Annotated in this window: 15 protein-coding genes; 6 read left to right on the plus strand and 9 right to left on the minus strand. The window is 66.5% G+C overall.

The features are described 5' to 3' along the window. Positions 1–89 precede the first annotated feature (89 nt). The 7 genes from POS15_RS04375 to POS15_RS04405 all read right to left on the minus strand — a co-directional run bounded on the left by POS15_RS04375 (position 90) and on the right by POS15_RS04405 (position 4,674). Positions 90–515 carry a hypothetical protein gene (locus tag POS15_RS04375; protein ID WP_046273903.1) on the minus strand — a complete coding sequence of 142 codons (426 nt, stop codon included), beginning with the start codon at positions 513–515 and terminating at the stop codon, positions 90–92. Between the two features lie 95 nt (positions 516–610). After that, a complete protein-coding gene (locus POS15_RS04380; RefSeq protein ID WP_019185939.1) occupies positions 611–1,219 on the minus strand; it encodes a DUF2884 family protein in 609 nt (202 codons plus the stop codon). Positions 1,220–1,247: 28 nt separating this feature from the next. Further along, the gene (locus POS15_RS04385) at positions 1,248–2,129 is read right to left on the minus strand and encodes a DUF4097 family beta strand repeat-containing protein (RefSeq protein ID WP_070470545.1); all 882 of its coding nucleotides are present in this window, start codon (positions 2,127–2,129) and stop codon (positions 1,248–1,250) included. A gap of 28 nt (positions 2,130–2,157) precedes the next feature. Further along, entirely contained in the window at positions 2,158–3,186 is a 1,029-nt protein-coding gene (locus tag POS15_RS04390) for a hypothetical protein (protein ID WP_019185941.1), read from the minus strand. Next, complete coding sequence (locus POS15_RS04395) at positions 3,183–4,058, minus strand: ABC transporter ATP-binding protein (protein WP_019185942.1); 876 nt, start codon at positions 4,056–4,058, stop codon at positions 3,183–3,185. The genes POS15_RS04390 and POS15_RS04395 overlap by 4 nt, the downstream gene beginning before the upstream one ends. Further along, on the minus strand, positions 4,055–4,417 hold the full coding sequence (locus tag POS15_RS04400) for a GntR family transcriptional regulator (RefSeq protein ID WP_019185943.1): 363 nt from the start codon (positions 4,415–4,417) through the stop codon (positions 4,055–4,057). Before POS15_RS04400 ends, POS15_RS04395 begins: the two co-directional genes overlap by 4 nt. Before the next feature lie 2 nt (positions 4,418–4,419). Beyond that, positions 4,420–4,674: a hypothetical protein gene (locus tag POS15_RS04405; protein ID WP_026070209.1), complete on the minus strand. Its 255-nt coding sequence runs from the start codon at positions 4,672–4,674 to the stop codon at positions 4,420–4,422. Between the two features lie 465 nt (positions 4,675–5,139). Here POS15_RS04405 and POS15_RS04410 point away from each other — a divergent pair, with 465 nt between their 5' ends. The 6 genes from POS15_RS04410 (at position 5,140) to POS15_RS04435 (ending at position 11,271) form a co-directional block, all read left to right on the plus strand. Then, positions 5,140–5,748 carry a glutathione peroxidase gene (locus POS15_RS04410; protein ID WP_284129056.1) on the plus strand — a complete coding sequence of 203 codons (609 nt, stop codon included), beginning with the start codon at positions 5,140–5,142 and terminating at the stop codon, positions 5,746–5,748. Positions 5,749–5,832: 84 nt separating this feature from the next. Beyond that, complete coding sequence (locus tag POS15_RS04415) at positions 5,833–6,813, plus strand: FKBP-type peptidyl-prolyl cis-trans isomerase (RefSeq protein WP_019185946.1); 981 nt, start codon at positions 5,833–5,835, stop codon at positions 6,811–6,813. Between the two features lie 22 nt (positions 6,814–6,835). Further along, on the plus strand, positions 6,836–8,185 hold the full coding sequence (locus tag POS15_RS04420; RefSeq protein ID WP_070425477.1) for a UDP-glucose/GDP-mannose dehydrogenase family protein: 1,350 nt from the start codon (positions 6,836–6,838) through the stop codon (positions 8,183–8,185). Continuing rightward, entirely contained in the window at positions 8,178–8,417 is a 240-nt protein-coding gene (locus POS15_RS04425; protein WP_019185948.1) for a SlyX family protein, read from the plus strand. The genes POS15_RS04420 and POS15_RS04425 overlap by 8 nt, the downstream gene beginning before the upstream one ends. Positions 8,418–8,426: 9 nt before the next feature. Next, positions 8,427–9,119, plus strand: coding sequence for a DUF2058 family protein (locus POS15_RS04430; protein WP_019185949.1), 693 nt, complete (start codon positions 8,427–8,429; stop codon positions 9,117–9,119). A gap of 67 nt (positions 9,120–9,186) precedes the next feature. Beyond that, a complete protein-coding gene (locus POS15_RS04435) occupies positions 9,187–11,271 on the plus strand; it encodes an acyltransferase family protein (protein ID WP_284129057.1) in 2,085 nt (694 codons plus the stop codon). A gap of 16 nt (positions 11,272–11,287) precedes the next feature. Here the strand turns inward: POS15_RS04435 and POS15_RS04440 are convergent, their stop codons facing one another. Both POS15_RS04440 and POS15_RS04445 read right to left on the minus strand, forming a co-directional pair. Further along, complete coding sequence (locus POS15_RS04440; protein ID WP_284129058.1) at positions 11,288–12,658, minus strand: amidohydrolase family protein; 1,371 nt, start codon at positions 12,656–12,658, stop codon at positions 11,288–11,290. A 72-nt stretch (positions 12,659–12,730) separates the two neighbouring features. Continuing rightward, positions 12,731–13,936 (minus strand): MFS transporter, encoded by a 1,206-nt coding sequence (locus POS15_RS04445; RefSeq protein WP_284129059.1) that lies wholly within the window; start codon positions 13,934–13,936, stop codon positions 12,731–12,733. Positions 13,937–14,006 lie beyond the last annotated feature (70 nt).

Raw genomic sequence — 14,006 nt, forward strand, 5'->3', positions numbered from 1 at the left:
CCAGGGCAAAATCAAGGAGGAGGTCGTCGCTGCCAGGCGGCGGACGGGGGACATTTGCCCAGGGGCCTGCCGGCCGCTGCGGGGCTCAGTCAGTGGCGGTCGGCCTGCAGATTGCCGAAGGTCTCGGTGTAATCCTTGAATTCGGGAATCTTCGTGGTCAGGTCCGGCGGGATCGGCTGCATGCCATCGGGCACCTGGATCTTCACCGAGCGCTTGGCCGGGTCCGGCGGAGCATCGGTCAAGGTGTTCTGGCGCAGCACCTGCAACTGGCCGAACATGCCCTGCAGCATCGCCTGCTGCTCTTCGTTGAGCGGGATCTCGATCTCATCGATCTTCATGTGCCCGTTGGGCAGGATGATGATGTTCGGCGCAGGTGCGCGGCGCACGGTGACCATGCCGTCGCTGACGGTGATCTTCGGCTTGCTGCGCTCGGCGCGGTGATTGCGGTACTCCTGGTCGCAACCGGTGGCGACGAGGCAGAACAGGGCGAACAGCAACAGACTCAGCTTCTTCATGAGCAGGCAACAACGCGTGCGGCGGGAACGCAGATTGTAGTCCCCTGGCGCCGGGAAGGGCCTGCCTGCGACGCATCGTCGCAGGCAGGGGCCGCTTACTTGCCGCAGTCGTCGATGTCTTTCTGGTCCATGGTCGCGTAGGGCTGGAAGGCCGGCAGCGCGGCCGCCAGCGCCTGCTGTCTGGCCATCATCCCGGGCAGCAGGCCGCACAGCTTCTGGGCCTGGCCTTCGATCTTCCTGGCCTCCTCGTTCACCCGCGCTTCGATGCCCTGGGTGTCACCGGAGAACATGCCCTTGATCGCCTCACCGGCCGCCTTCACGCCGAGATTGGCGCCGGCCACGCCGATCTCCATGCCCGCACTGGCCAGCGACTCGACCTGCTTGCGGTAGTCCTGCAGCAGCGCACGCTGGTGGGCATCCACCGGCACCGCCTTGCCATCGATCAGCAGGTCGCCCTGGGGGCTGATCTCGGCCTTGGGAGATTTGCCATTGGAGATGGAGATGTTGCCCTGGGCGATTTCCCGGCGGGCCTTGTCAGTGGCTTCCTGCACGGTCTTGCCGATGCTGTCGGTATCCAGCGCGCTGGTGGCCGGGGCGGCGGCGCTCTGGTCGGCGGGGGCTTTGCCCTTTCCGCTGTCCGGGGCGGTACAGGCTGCGATGGGCAGGCACAACAGCAGGGCAGGCAGCAGCAGTCGAGTTGTCATGGTCCGTATCCGTTGAGGGTAAAGAGGCTTACTTGCCGCGCGGCAGTTCAACCCGGCCGCGTACATTGCTGTGGCGGATATCGCCGCTGCCACTGTTGGCGACGCGCAGGTCGCCACCGACATCACGGGCCGTCACATCGCCGGAGCCATGGCGTTCCACCGTGACGCTGCCGCCGATGTCGCGCAGCTCGGTATCGCCGGAGCCGACGGTGCCGATCCGCACGTTGCCCTTGGCCTGGCGCACGTCGGTGTCGCCGGAGCCGACCACGCCGATCTCGACATTGCCGCCGACGGTATCCAGCTCGAAGTCGCCCGAGCCGATGGTGCCGACCTTGGCGTCGCCGCGTACGTTGCGGGCCTTGAAATCACCCGAGCCGACCGAGAGCAGGTTCAGTGCACCGGCCCCATCGAGGATGACATCGCCCGAGCCGACTGCCGCGGTCACCAGCCCTTTGATGTTCTCCAGCTTGATATCCCCGGAGCCGACATCGGCGCTGAGCGAATGCGCACCGCTGACGCTGGCATCGCCGGAGCCGACCTTCATCTGGACCAGGAGCGTGTCCGGCACCGTGCCGCGCAGGTCCAGGTAGGCATAGCTGCTGCCGCTCATGGTGAGGCTGCGCCCTTCGCGCTGCAGGCGGACGACGAGCTTGTCGCCGACCTTCTGCTGGGTGACCGTGAGTTGGCGCAGCCAGTCCGCGTTGGAGGCGCAGGCGCGCCCGCCGAGCTGGGCCGCACCGGGGCCGGCCTGCAGCACCAGGTCGTGCTGGTTCACTTCGAACACCACGGCCTTGGCACCGGCCAGGTCGAGCTTGAGGTCGCGCGGTTCGTTGAACTTGCACTGCGGTTCATTGGCGAGCGCGGTCAGCGGCAGCAGCAACAGGGAAGCAACAGCGAGCTTGCGGATCATGGGTGGCTCCTCGAAGAAGGGCGGGGGATCAGATTTCGCCAGCGCGGCGGCGCAGGCGGATGGCCAGGAACAGGAACACCACGCCGGCGGCAGCCCCGATCCACAGTTCCGGCATGGCCAGGGCGGCCAGCTGGTGGCTTGGGCCCAGTTCGTTGACCAGGTTGTCCATGTTGCCGTTGCCACTGAACATGGACTCACCGCGGTAGAACTGGTCGCTGGCCGGGACCGCGCTGAGCAGCAGGCGGCCAACGATATGCTTCCAGAACCAGCCGCCGGTCAGGTCGAACAGGGTCATCACCTTGGTGGTGCTGACGATGATGCCGGCGAACAGCGGCAGCATCACCGCCCACAGGAACGGCTTGGTCTTGGCCCAGGCCGAGCACAGCAGCAACCAGCCAACGGTCGGCAGCGCCCAGAGCAGGTAGACCGGAATCCAGGACAGGTGGCCGGCGATGATGGTCAGCGGGCTGGCAGGGCCCCAGATCAGCATCATCGGATCACCGCCGTGGGCGATCACCACGATCGAGATCATCACCAGGAAACCGAGCATGGTCAGGGCCGAGGCGATCACCGCGATGATCGGGGCGATCAGCAGCGCACTCACGGCCTTGGACAGCACCGTGGCGGTATCCGACAGCGGCAGCGATTTCCAGAACAGGATGCTGCGGTCGCGGCGGTCGTCGTACAGGGCGCCCAGGCAGTAGAAGAACACCACGAAGGCGAGCACGATCAGCGGCCAGCCCGAGCTCAGGATCAGGGTCAGGTCCAGGCCATTGGCCAGGTCGTGCAGGTCCTTGGCATCGAGCTTGCTGGTCAGCAGGCTCAGGTCAAGGCCGTTGATGTTGACGCTTTCGTTGTCGATGTGGATGCCGCCGCTCTTGACCGCACGGTGCATGGCGACCAGGCCGAACACGATGCCGAGCAGGCTCATCACCAGCGAGATGCCGCCGGCGATCACCGGCGCATACAGGAAGCCGCCGCGGTTTTCCCAGTACTCACGCTTGAGCAGCCACTTGAACGCACTGGCCTTGCTGATGGGATGGTTGACGGTGTTCATGCGTAGGTTCCCTTCATGATGGCCACGAACAGATCCGCCAGCCCCGGGCTGCGGATTTCGCCCAGGGGCGTGAGCTGGGCGCGTGGCACCCCGTCGAACAGCAGCACGGTCTTGCCGAAGGGCAGGGCACGTTCGTCGATCGGCTTGAGCGCGCGTGCGGCCTCCACCGCATCGGCCGACACCAGCACTTCGGTATAGCGTTCGCCGATGTCTTCCATGTCGGTGGTCAACACGATGCGGCCATCGCGGATGAACATCACATCGGTGAGGATGTGCTCGATCTCTTCCACCTGGTGGGTGGTGACGATGATGGTCTTCTGCTCGTCGAAGTAGTCCTCCAGCAGGCGCTGGTAGAACTCCTTGCGGTACAGGATGTCCAGGCCCAGGGTCGGTTCGTCCAGCACCAGGACCTTGGCATCGATGGCCATCACCAGCGCCAGGTGCAGCTGCACGATCATGCCCTTGGACAGTTCGCGCACGCGCTGCTTGGGATGCAGTTTGGTGGAGGCCAGGAAGCGTTCGCAGCGCGCCCGGTCGAAACGCGGGTGGGTGCCGGCGACGAAATCGATGGCCTCGCGCACCTTCATCCAGCGCGGCAGCACCGCCACGTCGGCGATGAAGCACACATCGTTCATCAGGGCGTTGCGCTGTACGGTCGGGTCCAGCCCGAGCACGCGCAGCTCGCCTTCCACCGAGGTCAGGCCCAGCAGCGCCTTGAGCAGGGTGGTCTTGCCGGCGCCGTTGGGGCCGATCAGGCCGGTGATGCGGCCGGGCGCGATCGTGAAACTGGTGTTGTCCAGTGCCACGGTCTGTTTATAGGCCTTGCGCAGGCCTCGAGCGGAAATGACGACATCACTTGCAACGGCATTCATGAGGATTTCCCCTGGGGCAGCAATTCGTCGAGGTTCAGGCCCAGGCGCTGGATGCGTTCCAGGACCAGCGGCCATTCTTCATTGAGGAACCGGTCGCGCTCGCTGCTGCGCAGCTGCGTGGCCGCTTCTTCGGTCATGAACATGCCCAGGCCGCGGCGCTTCTCGACCAGGCCTTCATCAGCCAGTTCCTGGTAGGCGCGCGAAACGGTGATGGGATTGAGCTGGTACTCGGCGGCAACCTGCCGGACCGAAGGCAGGGCGTCGCCCGGCTTGATGATGCCGTCAAGCATCATGGCGATCACGCGCTCTTTCAGCTGGCGGTAGATCGGAGCACCATCGCTCCATTGAATATCGCTCATGGTCAGCTCCGTGGGTTCAGCGACTGCGCGAATGAGAAGTAAGGCATGGACAGGGAGCTGTGCAGCCGGCGGGGGGGCGTGGGGGCGCCGTCGGCGGTCCCTGCCTCGATGACGCCTGCGTCCTGCGGGCCTTCAAACACATTGGCGCTGGCAGGGCTGCCAGCGTCACCGGAAGGGATGCCGAACCAGCCCAGCAGCAGCAACGCCGAGGCGGCGGTGACGGCTTTGGCGGCGTGGTGGTGGCGCATGCGGTTCATGGGCTTCCCCTGTCTAGGTGACTGGTGTTGTATGCAACTATAACACCGGCACGCCGAAGATCAACAGGGCGAGCAACCCAACTGATGGCAGGGGGCGTGTGACAGCCTCCATGGTTTCCCAAGTTATTGAATATAAAGACATATATCTGCACGTGAGCTGCCGATGCGGGCCAGCGCACATTCATTGATGTCAATGGTATGGCAAGTGGGCGCCGTATTCAGGTGATCGAATCGGTGAGGTTGGCCTGTCGGTCCACACCGCCAGACGCGGCAAAACGGCGCTGAATGCGGCGGGCAGCATCGACGGGGCCGTGCCCGGCCACGGCGCATTGCGGCGAGGCGTCCTGCCGGCGGACCAACGGCGTCCGGCGGCAAAAACACCGGTGATATAGTGCCCGCCGCCGTCCTGGCCGCCCTCGCCGGGCGCATTCAGGCCTTCGTTCTTCCCCACTCTGGAGTGTCGCGATGCATCACGTGTCTTTGTTGTCGCCCATCCGCTGCGGCCGCATTCCGCGCCGGGCGCGGTGGTCCGTGCTGTTGCTGGCGGCCGGCCTGCTGGTGGGCGCCTCTGCCCAGGCGGCCGATCTGCTGGATGTGAGCTATCGCCCGCTGGCCGGCAAGGGCGAGGTCAATCTGGCCAGGCAGTACGGCGGCAAGGTGCTGCTGGTGGTCAACACCGCCAGCAAGTGCGGATTCACCCCGCAGTACGAAGGCCTGGAAGCGCTGCAGCGAAAGTACGCCGCGCGTGGTTTCTCGGTGCTGGGCTTCCCGTCCAATGACTTCAAGGGCCAGGAGCCGGGTGACGAAGCCCAGATCCAGGAGTTCTGCACGCTGACCTATGGCGTCAAGTTCCCGATGTTCCAGAAGGTGGTCGTCACCGGGCCGGAGGCGACGCCGTTGTATCGCAGCCTGGCCACGGCCACGGCCGTGTCGCCCGGCTGGAACTTCCACAAGTATCTGATCAGCCGCGATGGCCGGGTGGTGGCGCAGTTCCCGAGCAAGGTCACGCCGGACGATCCGAAACTGGTCGCGGCGATCGAACGTGAACTGTCTGTCACGGCCAACAAGCACTGACGATATCGACATCTCGGACGCGCGTGCGACAATGGTTGCTTTCGCGCCGACGTCGGCGTCCAGTCACTTCCAGGAATGCAGCGAATGAAGATGGGAATGCGCGGCGCCGCGGCGTCGGTTCTGATTCTGGCGATGGGTGCCACCGGTACCGCGATGTCGCAACAACCAGCCGCCCGCGCGGCTGTCAAGGAGACTTCCACTTTGAATACCCAACGCGAAAAGCTTGGCTACGCCATCGGTATCGATGTCGCCAATTCGTTCGGTCCGATCTCCAGCGAGATCGACCTGGCCGCCCTGCGCCGCGGCGTGACGAATGCCTTTGAAGGCAAGCAGCCGCTGATCAGCCAGGAAGAGGCGCAGAAGACCGACGCCGCCCTGCGCCAGGCCGTGATGGCCAAGAGCGGCCAGCCGGTTCCGGGCGTTGCCCCGGGCACCGCGCCGCCGAAGGTGGACCGCGAGAAGGTCGGCCTGATGCTGGGCAGCTTCGCCGTGGGCCCGTCGCTGGCGCCGCTGAAGGACGATCTGGACCTGGACGCGCTGTTCGATGCGGTCAGCACCACCTTCAACAACGGCACCCCGAAGATGACCGCCGAGCAGGCCAAGGCCACGCTGGAAGGCTTCATGAAGGGCAAGCAGGCCGAGATGGACGCCAAGTCCGCCGCCCAGGCCGGTACCAACCGCGTGGAAGGCAACAACTTCCTGGCCAAGAACAAGACCGTGCCGGGCGTGGTGACCACCGCCTCGGGTCTGCAGTACCAGGTGCTGCGTCCGGGTTCGGGCGAGCGTCCGATGCCGACCAGCAAGGTGCGCGTGAACTACGAAGGCAAGCTGCTCGACGGCACCGTGTTCGACAGCAGCTACCAGCGCGGCCAGCCGATCGAGTTCGGCCTGGACCAGGTGATCAAGGGCTGGTCCGAAGGCGTGTCGCTGATGCCGACCGGCTCCAAGTACCGCTTCTGGATTCCGGGCGAGCTGGCCTATGGCGAGCAGGGCACCCCGGGTGGTCCGATCGGTCCGAACGCGACGCTGACGTTCGACGTCGAGCTGCTGAACGTTCTGCCGTAACGGATCTGGAGCCCCACCGCCCATGCGCGTTGCGATTTTCGGTACCGGCTATGTCGGTCTTGTCACGGGTACCTGCCTGGCCGAGGTTGGCCATCAGGTGATCTGTGTCGACATCGACCAGGCCAAGGTCGACGGGCTCAACAACGGGATCATCCCGATCTATGAGCCCGGCCTGGAGCCGATGGTCAAGGCCAACCACGCTGCGTCGCGGTTGGTCTTCACCTCCGACGCCGCCACCGCGATCGCGCATGGCCAGGTGATCTTCATTGCCGTGGGCACGCCACCGGACGAGGACGGCAGTGCCGACCTGCAGTACGTGCTGGCCGTGGCCCGCACCATCGGCCGGCACATCACCGCGCCGGTGGTGGTGGTGAACAAATCGACCGTGCCGGTAGGCACGGCCGACAACGTCCGTGAGGCCATCGCCCAGGCGCTGGCCGAGCGCGGCGTGGAGATCGCGTTCGACGTGGTCTCCAATCCCGAATTCCTCAAGGAAGGTGACGCGGTCGCCGACTGCATGCGGCCGGACCGCATCGTGGTAGGCGCGTCCAATCCCGACTCGGTCGCGCTGATGCGCCGCCTGTATGCGCCGTTCAACCGCAACCACGACCGCGTGGTGGAGATGGACGTGCGCTCGGCCGAGCTCACCAAGTACGCGGCCAATGCGATGCTGGCGACCAAGATTTCGTTCATGAACGAAATCGCCAACATCGCCGAGAAGGTCGGTGCCGACATCGAGCAGGTCCGACAGGGCATCGGCTCGGATCCGCGCATCGGCTGGCACTTCATCTATCCCGGCGCCGGTTACGGCGGCTCGTGCTTCCCCAAGGATGTGCAGGCCCTGGCCCGGACCGCCCAGCAGTACGGCCATGAGCCCAAGCTGTTGAACGCGGTGGAAGCCGTCAACGAACATCAGAAGGGCCATCTGTACGCGCTGATCCAGCGCCACTACGACCGTGGCGAGGATGAAGGCGTGCGCGGCAAGACCTTCGCGGTGTGGGGCCTGGCTTTCAAGCCGAACACCGATGACATGCGCGAAGCCTCCAGCCGCCGCCTGCTGGCGCAGCTGTGGGAAGCCGGTGCCCGGGTGCGCGCCTACGATCCGGAAGCGACCGACGAAGCGCGCCGCATCTTCGGTGAGCGCGATGACCTGGTGTTCTGCGATGATGCCTATGACGCCCTCGACGGCGCCGATGCGCTGGTCGTGGTCACCGAATGGAAGCAGTTCCGCAGCCCGGATTTCATCCGCCTGCGTGAGATGCTCAGCGATGCGGTCGTGTTCGACGGCCGCAATCTGTACGACCCGCAGGAAATCGAAGCCGCGGGCCTGGCTTACTACGGCATTGGCCGGGGACGTTCGTTGAATGCATGAGTCCACACCCTCCGAGCGCGAACAGGCACTGGAAGCACGCCTGATCGAGCTGGAAATGCGCGTCTCCTTCCAGGAGCAGGCGCTGGCCGAACTGAGCGAGGCCTTGGCCGATGCACGCATGGAAGGCAATCGCAATGCCGACCTGACCCGCATCCTGCTTGAAGACCTCGGCAAGGTCCGCACTGCGCTGTATTCCGATTCGGCCGAAGAGCCGCCGCCTCCGCATTACTGATCTGACGTCATGAGCGATACTCTCCGCGACCAGCTGCTGGGCCTTGGCTTCAAAGCCGCGCCCAAACCCGAACGAACCAACGACCGCAAGCCGGACCGTCGGCCCGATGCGCGCCGCGATGGCCGACCGGCCGGCAAGCCGCAGGGCGCACGCCCGGCCGGCAAGCCCGGCGAGGGCCAGCGGCCCGCGCGTGACGGTGATCGCCGTCCACCGGGCAAGGGCCGTCCTGCCGGCGCCCGCCCGCCGCAGGGCGCGCCTGGCAAGCCGCGCTCGCGCGAGGATATCGATCTCGCCAAGGCGTATGCGATCCGTGCGCAGAAGGAAAAGGACGACCGCATCGAGGCCGAGCGCCTGAAGCAGGAAGAGGCGCGTATCCGCCGCGAGGCCAAGGCCAAGCTGGAGGTCCTGCTGGAAGGCAAGTCTCTCAATGCTGAAGCAGCCGACATCGCGCGCCACTTCCCGTACGGCGGCAAGATCAAGCGTATCTACGTCACCGCCGATCAGCTCAAGGCGCTCAATGCCGGTGAGCTTGGTGTGCTGCAGCAGAACGGCCGGTACGTGCTGGTCACTGCCGCCGTGCTGGCCGAGGCCGAAGCGGTGTTCGCACCGTCGGTGGCGCTGAAGGTCGATCCGGATGCACCGGCTGGCGAAGATCCGTACGCCGATCCGCAGTACCAGGTGCCGGACGACCTGGTCTGGTAAGCCGACGCCACCATTGTTGAATGCACTGGGCGCCGGCAGGCGCCCGTTGCATGTCAGGAGCAGGGCCATGCAGGAACGCAGTCCCGGGTATTTCCCGCACATCGATGGCCTGCGTGCGATCGCAGTGCTGGCGGTCATCCTCTACCACCTCAAGGCCAGCTGGTTGCCCGGCGGCTTCACCGGCGTGGACGTGTTTTTCGTCATCTCCGGCTTCGTGGTCAGTGCCTCGGTGGATCGCCTGCCGGCGGTGAGCGGCTGGGCCGGGCTGGCCCGTTTCTATGCGCGCCGCATGCGCCGCATCGCCCCGGCGCTGGTGGTCTGCCTGCTGTTCACGGCAATGCTCAGCGCGCTGCTGATTCCCGAATCGTGGCTCAGCGAAACCAGCGACAAGACCGGGCGCATGGCCTTCGTCGGGCTGAGCAACTGGGTGCTGGCCAGTACCGGCAACGATTACTTCTCACCGCGCACCGAATTCAACCCGTACACGCACACCTGGTCGTTGGGCGTGGAAGAGCAGTTCTACCTGCTGTTCCCCCTGTTGTTCCTGGCCTGGGCCAAAGGCCCGCGCGGGCGCTGGGTATCGCTGGGGCTGTTCGGCGTGGCGGTCGCGGCATCGCTGGGGTATGCGGTGTTCCGTGCGCGCCAGGGCGGCCATGAGATCGATGCGTTCTATCTGACCACCACGCGGTTCTGGCAGCTGGGCGCTGGCGTGCTGCTGTTCCAGGTGTTGTCGCTCAGCGGCCGGTTCACGCCGCTGACGGCATCGCCGCGCGGCATCAGCTGGCGCTCGCCGCTGTTGCTGCTCAGCGTTGGCGCACTGGGCTATGGGCTGTGGTCCGCGCGTCCGGGTCATTCGCCCTGGATCGACGGGCTTTGGCCGGTGCTGGGCACGCTGGGCCTGCTTGGTCTGCTGCAGCGCGCGCCAGGGGGCTGGATCGGCCGCGCGCTGGCGACCACGCCGATGGTGACGATCGGCCGCCTGTCCTATTCGCTGTACCTGTGGCACTGGCCGGTTTTCGTGCTGTTCCGCTGGACGGTGGGCCTTGAGACGGTGGCCACCGGCGCGGCCGCACTGCTGTGCGTGGCGCTGCTGTCCTGGCTGTCCTGGCGCTGGGTGGAACAGCCCCTGCGGCATGGCGGACGCTGGCGCATCAGCAACGCACGCTGGGTCGCGGTCGGGGTGGCCGCGCTGGTGCTTGGCGCCGGGCTGCAGACGGCGTTGGTCAAGACCCAGCAGTACACCTCGCTCAGCGTGGTCAGCCGCGCCCCGCTGGACTGGTATCCCTATGCCAAGGGGCTCAAGAAGGAAATCCCGGACTGCCGCGTGCGGGTCAGCAACGTGCCGGTGCAGGGCGGGCAGGCACGCCTGTACGAGCGCGGCCAGTGCCCGGGACGCGCCGCCTCCACGCGCCAGCTGTTCGTGGCCGGTGATTCGCATGCGCTGGCCTACCACGAGATGTTGCAGCGCCTGGCCGTGCTGGATGGCGCAACGATCCGGCTGTACGGCAGCGGGGGCTGTGCGCTGGTCGGGTTGCGTGCCTGGCAGGGCCCCAATCCGGCGTGTGATGCGTATGTGCGCAACGTGCTGGAGGATATCCAGGCCCGTGCGCAGCCGGGCGATGTGGTGTTGCTGGCCGGGCTGCGGCTGCCGCGTCTGTCCGAGCAGTACACCGTGTTCGATATCGCGCAGGTACGTGCCGAACATCTGAGCGAGGCGGCCGATGCCGGTCGCCGGGCCGAGGTCGCGTCCTGGATTGCTCAGCTCACCCCGCTGGCCGAGCGCGGCGTGCACATCGTGCTGGAAGCGCCCAAGCCGGTACTGCCCGCGCCGCCGTACCGCTGCTCGGATGTGTTCAACCGGCACAACCCGATCTGCGTCAATGGCATGACTGTGCCGCGCAGCGAGATCGAGCAGCTGCGTGCGCCGGTGCTGACCGGCCTGCAGCAGGTGGCGGATGCGCTGCCGGGGGCGTCGATCTGGGATCCGATGCCGCTGCTGTGCCCCGGCGAGCAGTGCCTGCCGACCCGCGAGGGCAAGCCGCTGTTCTTCGATGGCGATCATCTCAGCGGCTATGGCAATCGACTGCTGCTGCCTGATTTCCAGGCCCGGCTGAAGCGCCTGGAGGCGACGGCGCCGGCCGCCGCCCCCTGAATCCCATCGCCCGCGATCAGTCGCGGGCAGCCGTGCCTGCTTCGGCCTCGATCGGGCCGGCGACCTGCTGGCCCGCCTGCCAGACCGCATCGATCCGGCGGCTGTTGCGGATGTCCTGAAGCGGGTTGGCCCCCAGAACCAGCAGATCCGCACGGCGACCGACCGCGATCCGACCGCGATCGTCCAGGCCAAGCAGGCGTGCGGCGTCGGCGGTGGCTACCTGCAACGCCTGCGCCGGGGTGAAACCGGCCTGGGTCATCAGCTCCAGCTCGCGATGCTCGGCGACGCCGATCACGCGCTGCGGCATCGCGCCGGCATCGGTACCGAAGCCGATGTTCACACCGGCCTCGTGCAGCGTTTTCAGATTACGCAGGTTCATGGCCACCGCTGCGCGTGCCTTGGGGATGCCATCGCCCGCCAGCTGCGCCTTCTGCCACTGTGGTTGCTGCCAGCGCTCACGCACGGCTGCCGGCAGGGCGTTGGCCACGAACGGCTGCTGCAGCCACTGCGGGTTCTCTGCGTACAGATAATTCGCCTCGTCGATGTTGACCGTCGGGATGTACCACACGCCCTTGTCGCGCATCGCGCTGACCAGCGCCGGGGCGACCGGCGTATCGCGGATGCCGTGCGCGATGATGTCCACGCCGGCCTCGACCAGATCCGCTGCCGGCGCCTGGTCGTGGATGTGCGCGGCCACCTTGAGCTGGTGCTGGTGCGCCTCATCGATCGCCGCGCGGTAGATCGGTGGCGCCATCATCGGGAAGCGGCCACCGAGGTCGTCCACCCACAGCTTGATCACGTCCACCCCGGCCTGCTGCTGCGCGCGGACCGCGGCGCGGGCCTGGTCGGGCGTGGTCGGGCGTGCCACGGGGTCGTGCTCGAGCCCCATCGTTTTGGCCGGCGGGGCGCCTGCGGCCGCGCCGATGCCGCCACCGGCGCCGTACAGCTGCGCACCGAGCGTGGGTTGGTCACGGACTTCGGCGCGGATCGTGGTGAACGCAGCGCCGTTCATGCCCAGCGCGGTCACCGTGGTGATGCCGTAGCGCTGGAACTGCTGCAGGTCGCGGAGCACGTGATCACGGGTGTAGAAGCGGTCGCCATGCTCCAGCCCGTCGGTATTGCCGACGTGGATGTGGTTGCTGACCAGGCCGGGCAGGATCATCTTGCCCTGGTAGTCGATGCGCTTGGCACCCTTGGCCAGTGCGGGCGGCGGTGGGCCGATGTGTGCGATGCGCTCATCGCGCAGCGTCAGCGTGGTGATGCCCAGGTCGCGTTCGCCGTCGAACACGCGGGCGTTGTCGAGAATGATCGGGGGGGCTGCGTTCGCGGTGGCACAGGCCGCCACGAGGGCGGTGAACAGGGTCGGCAGGCGAAGGGAACTTCGCATGGGGACTCCGGGGTTGGGGAATCCCGAGCGTACCGGCACCAACGTGACGGCAGGGCCACGCACGGCGTGGCGCTACACGGCCCCGGGCTTCCGGCTGGCGGCCCGCAACAGCGGCAGGCTGATCGCGAAGAAGCACAGCAGGGCGCCGGCCAGCGCGAATCCGCTGGCCGCCAGGAATGCGGTGCGGCCCTGATCGATCGGCCACAGCTGGCCCGCGATCAACGCACCGAGCACACCGCCCACACCCGAGGAGAAGCCGTACAACACGCCCTGGCCGTGCCCATTGAGGCGGCCGGGGAAGTAGGTGGCCAGCATCTGCATCGCAGCGGCGAAGAAGGCCGCAAAGCCCAGTGCATGCGCGGTCTGGGCGACCAGCATCACCGGCAGGTTCTGCGGGAACAGTGCGGTGATCGCCCAGCGCACGGTGGAGCTGAGCAGGGCGATCAGCAGCATCCAGCTGGCGTCATAGCGGCGGAAGAAGCGGCCGATGGTGAAGAACACGCCGACTTCGAACACCACCCCGACCGTCCACAACACGCCCAGCGTGGAAGTCGCGTAGCCGTGGTGGTCCATGTAGACCGAGAAGAACGTGTAGTACGGGCCGAACGACAGCTGCTCCATGAAGGCGGCCAGGAAGAACGCCAGTACCTGCGGCTTGCGCACGATCTGCCAGAAACCAGTGACATCGCCGTCGCTGCGCTGCAGGTTGCGCGCATAGCGGTTGGCGAAGCCCGAGGCCGTAAGCAGGCCGAACAGCGGCAGCATCAGCCACGGCAGCAGGTGTGCATTGCCGGCGCCGCCGTCACCTTCGATGATCCAGCCAAACAGCATCACCACCACGATGAAACCCAGCGAGCCCCACACCCGGATAAGTCCGTAGCGATGGCTGTCGCTGCCCAGGTGGGTCAGCGTGATCGATTCGAACTGCGGCATCACTGCGTTGTAGAAGAAGCAGAACGCGATCATCGCCGGGCACAGCCAGGGCTGCGGCAACGGCAGCAGGAAGGCGCAGAACGTCAGCAGCGTGAGCACACAGCCCAGCCGCAGCCAGAAGATCGGGCGCGGCGAGGCGGCGGCAATGGAGGTCCACGTGGTCGGCGCGACGATACGGGTGGCATACCACAGCCCCATCATCACGCTGATCGCGGTGACGCTCATGCCGCGCGAGGTCAGGAACAGCGACCAGTAGGGCGTGAACGCGCCGAGGGCGGCGTAGTAGACCAGGTAGAACGACGAGAGGCGGACGGCCGGGACGGCGTCGCGGGGGAGGGCGGTCATGCAGGGTCTCGGAGGGCGCGCACCCGCCAACAGTGGGTGCCTACCCGTGCATTATGCCGGTAGCACCCGA

The organism is Stenotrophomonas sp. BIO128-Bstrain (assembly GCF_030128875.1).
GTDB lineage: Bacteria > Pseudomonadota > Gammaproteobacteria > Xanthomonadales > Xanthomonadaceae > Stenotrophomonas > Stenotrophomonas bentonitica_A.

Excerpts from the sequence above, each read along its gene's own strand:
- POS15_RS04375 (WP_046273903.1), bottom strand. The coding sequence starts at position 515 with ATGAAGAAGCTGAGTCTGTTGCTGTTCGCCCTGTTCTGCCTCGTCGCC.
- POS15_RS04380 (WP_019185939.1), bottom strand. The coding sequence starts at position 1,219 with ATGACAACTCGACTGCTGCTGCCTGCCCTGCTGTTGTGCCTGCCCATC.
- POS15_RS04385 (WP_070470545.1), bottom strand. The coding sequence starts at position 2,129 with ATGATCCGCAAGCTCGCTGTTGCTTCCCTGTTGCTGCTGCCGCTGACC.
- POS15_RS04390 (WP_019185941.1), bottom strand. The coding sequence starts at position 3,186 with ATGAACACCGTCAACCATCCCATCAGCAAGGCCAGTGCGTTCAAGTGG.
- POS15_RS04395 (WP_019185942.1), bottom strand. The coding sequence starts at position 4,058 with ATGAATGCCGTTGCAAGTGATGTCGTCATTTCCGCTCGAGGCCTGCGC.
- POS15_RS04400 (WP_019185943.1), bottom strand. The coding sequence starts at position 4,417 with ATGAGCGATATTCAATGGAGCGATGGTGCTCCGATCTACCGCCAGCTG.
- POS15_RS04405 (WP_026070209.1), bottom strand. The coding sequence starts at position 4,674 with ATGAACCGCATGCGCCACCACCACGCCGCCAAAGCCGTCACCGCCGCC.
- POS15_RS04410 (WP_284129056.1), top strand. The coding sequence starts at position 5,140 with ATGCATCACGTGTCTTTGTTGTCGCCCATCCGCTGCGGCCGCATTCCG.
- POS15_RS04415 (WP_019185946.1), top strand. The coding sequence starts at position 5,833 with ATGAAGATGGGAATGCGCGGCGCCGCGGCGTCGGTTCTGATTCTGGCG.
- POS15_RS04420 (WP_070425477.1), top strand. The coding sequence starts at position 6,836 with ATGCGCGTTGCGATTTTCGGTACCGGCTATGTCGGTCTTGTCACGGGT.
- POS15_RS04425 (WP_019185948.1), top strand. The coding sequence starts at position 8,178 with ATGCATGAGTCCACACCCTCCGAGCGCGAACAGGCACTGGAAGCACGC.
- POS15_RS04430 (WP_019185949.1), top strand. The coding sequence starts at position 8,427 with ATGAGCGATACTCTCCGCGACCAGCTGCTGGGCCTTGGCTTCAAAGCC.
- POS15_RS04435 (WP_284129057.1), top strand. The coding sequence starts at position 9,187 with ATGCAGGAACGCAGTCCCGGGTATTTCCCGCACATCGATGGCCTGCGT.
- POS15_RS04440 (WP_284129058.1), bottom strand. The coding sequence starts at position 12,658 with ATGCGAAGTTCCCTTCGCCTGCCGACCCTGTTCACCGCCCTCGTGGCG.
- POS15_RS04445 (WP_284129059.1), bottom strand. The coding sequence starts at position 13,936 with ATGACCGCCCTCCCCCGCGACGCCGTCCCGGCCGTCCGCCTCTCGTCG.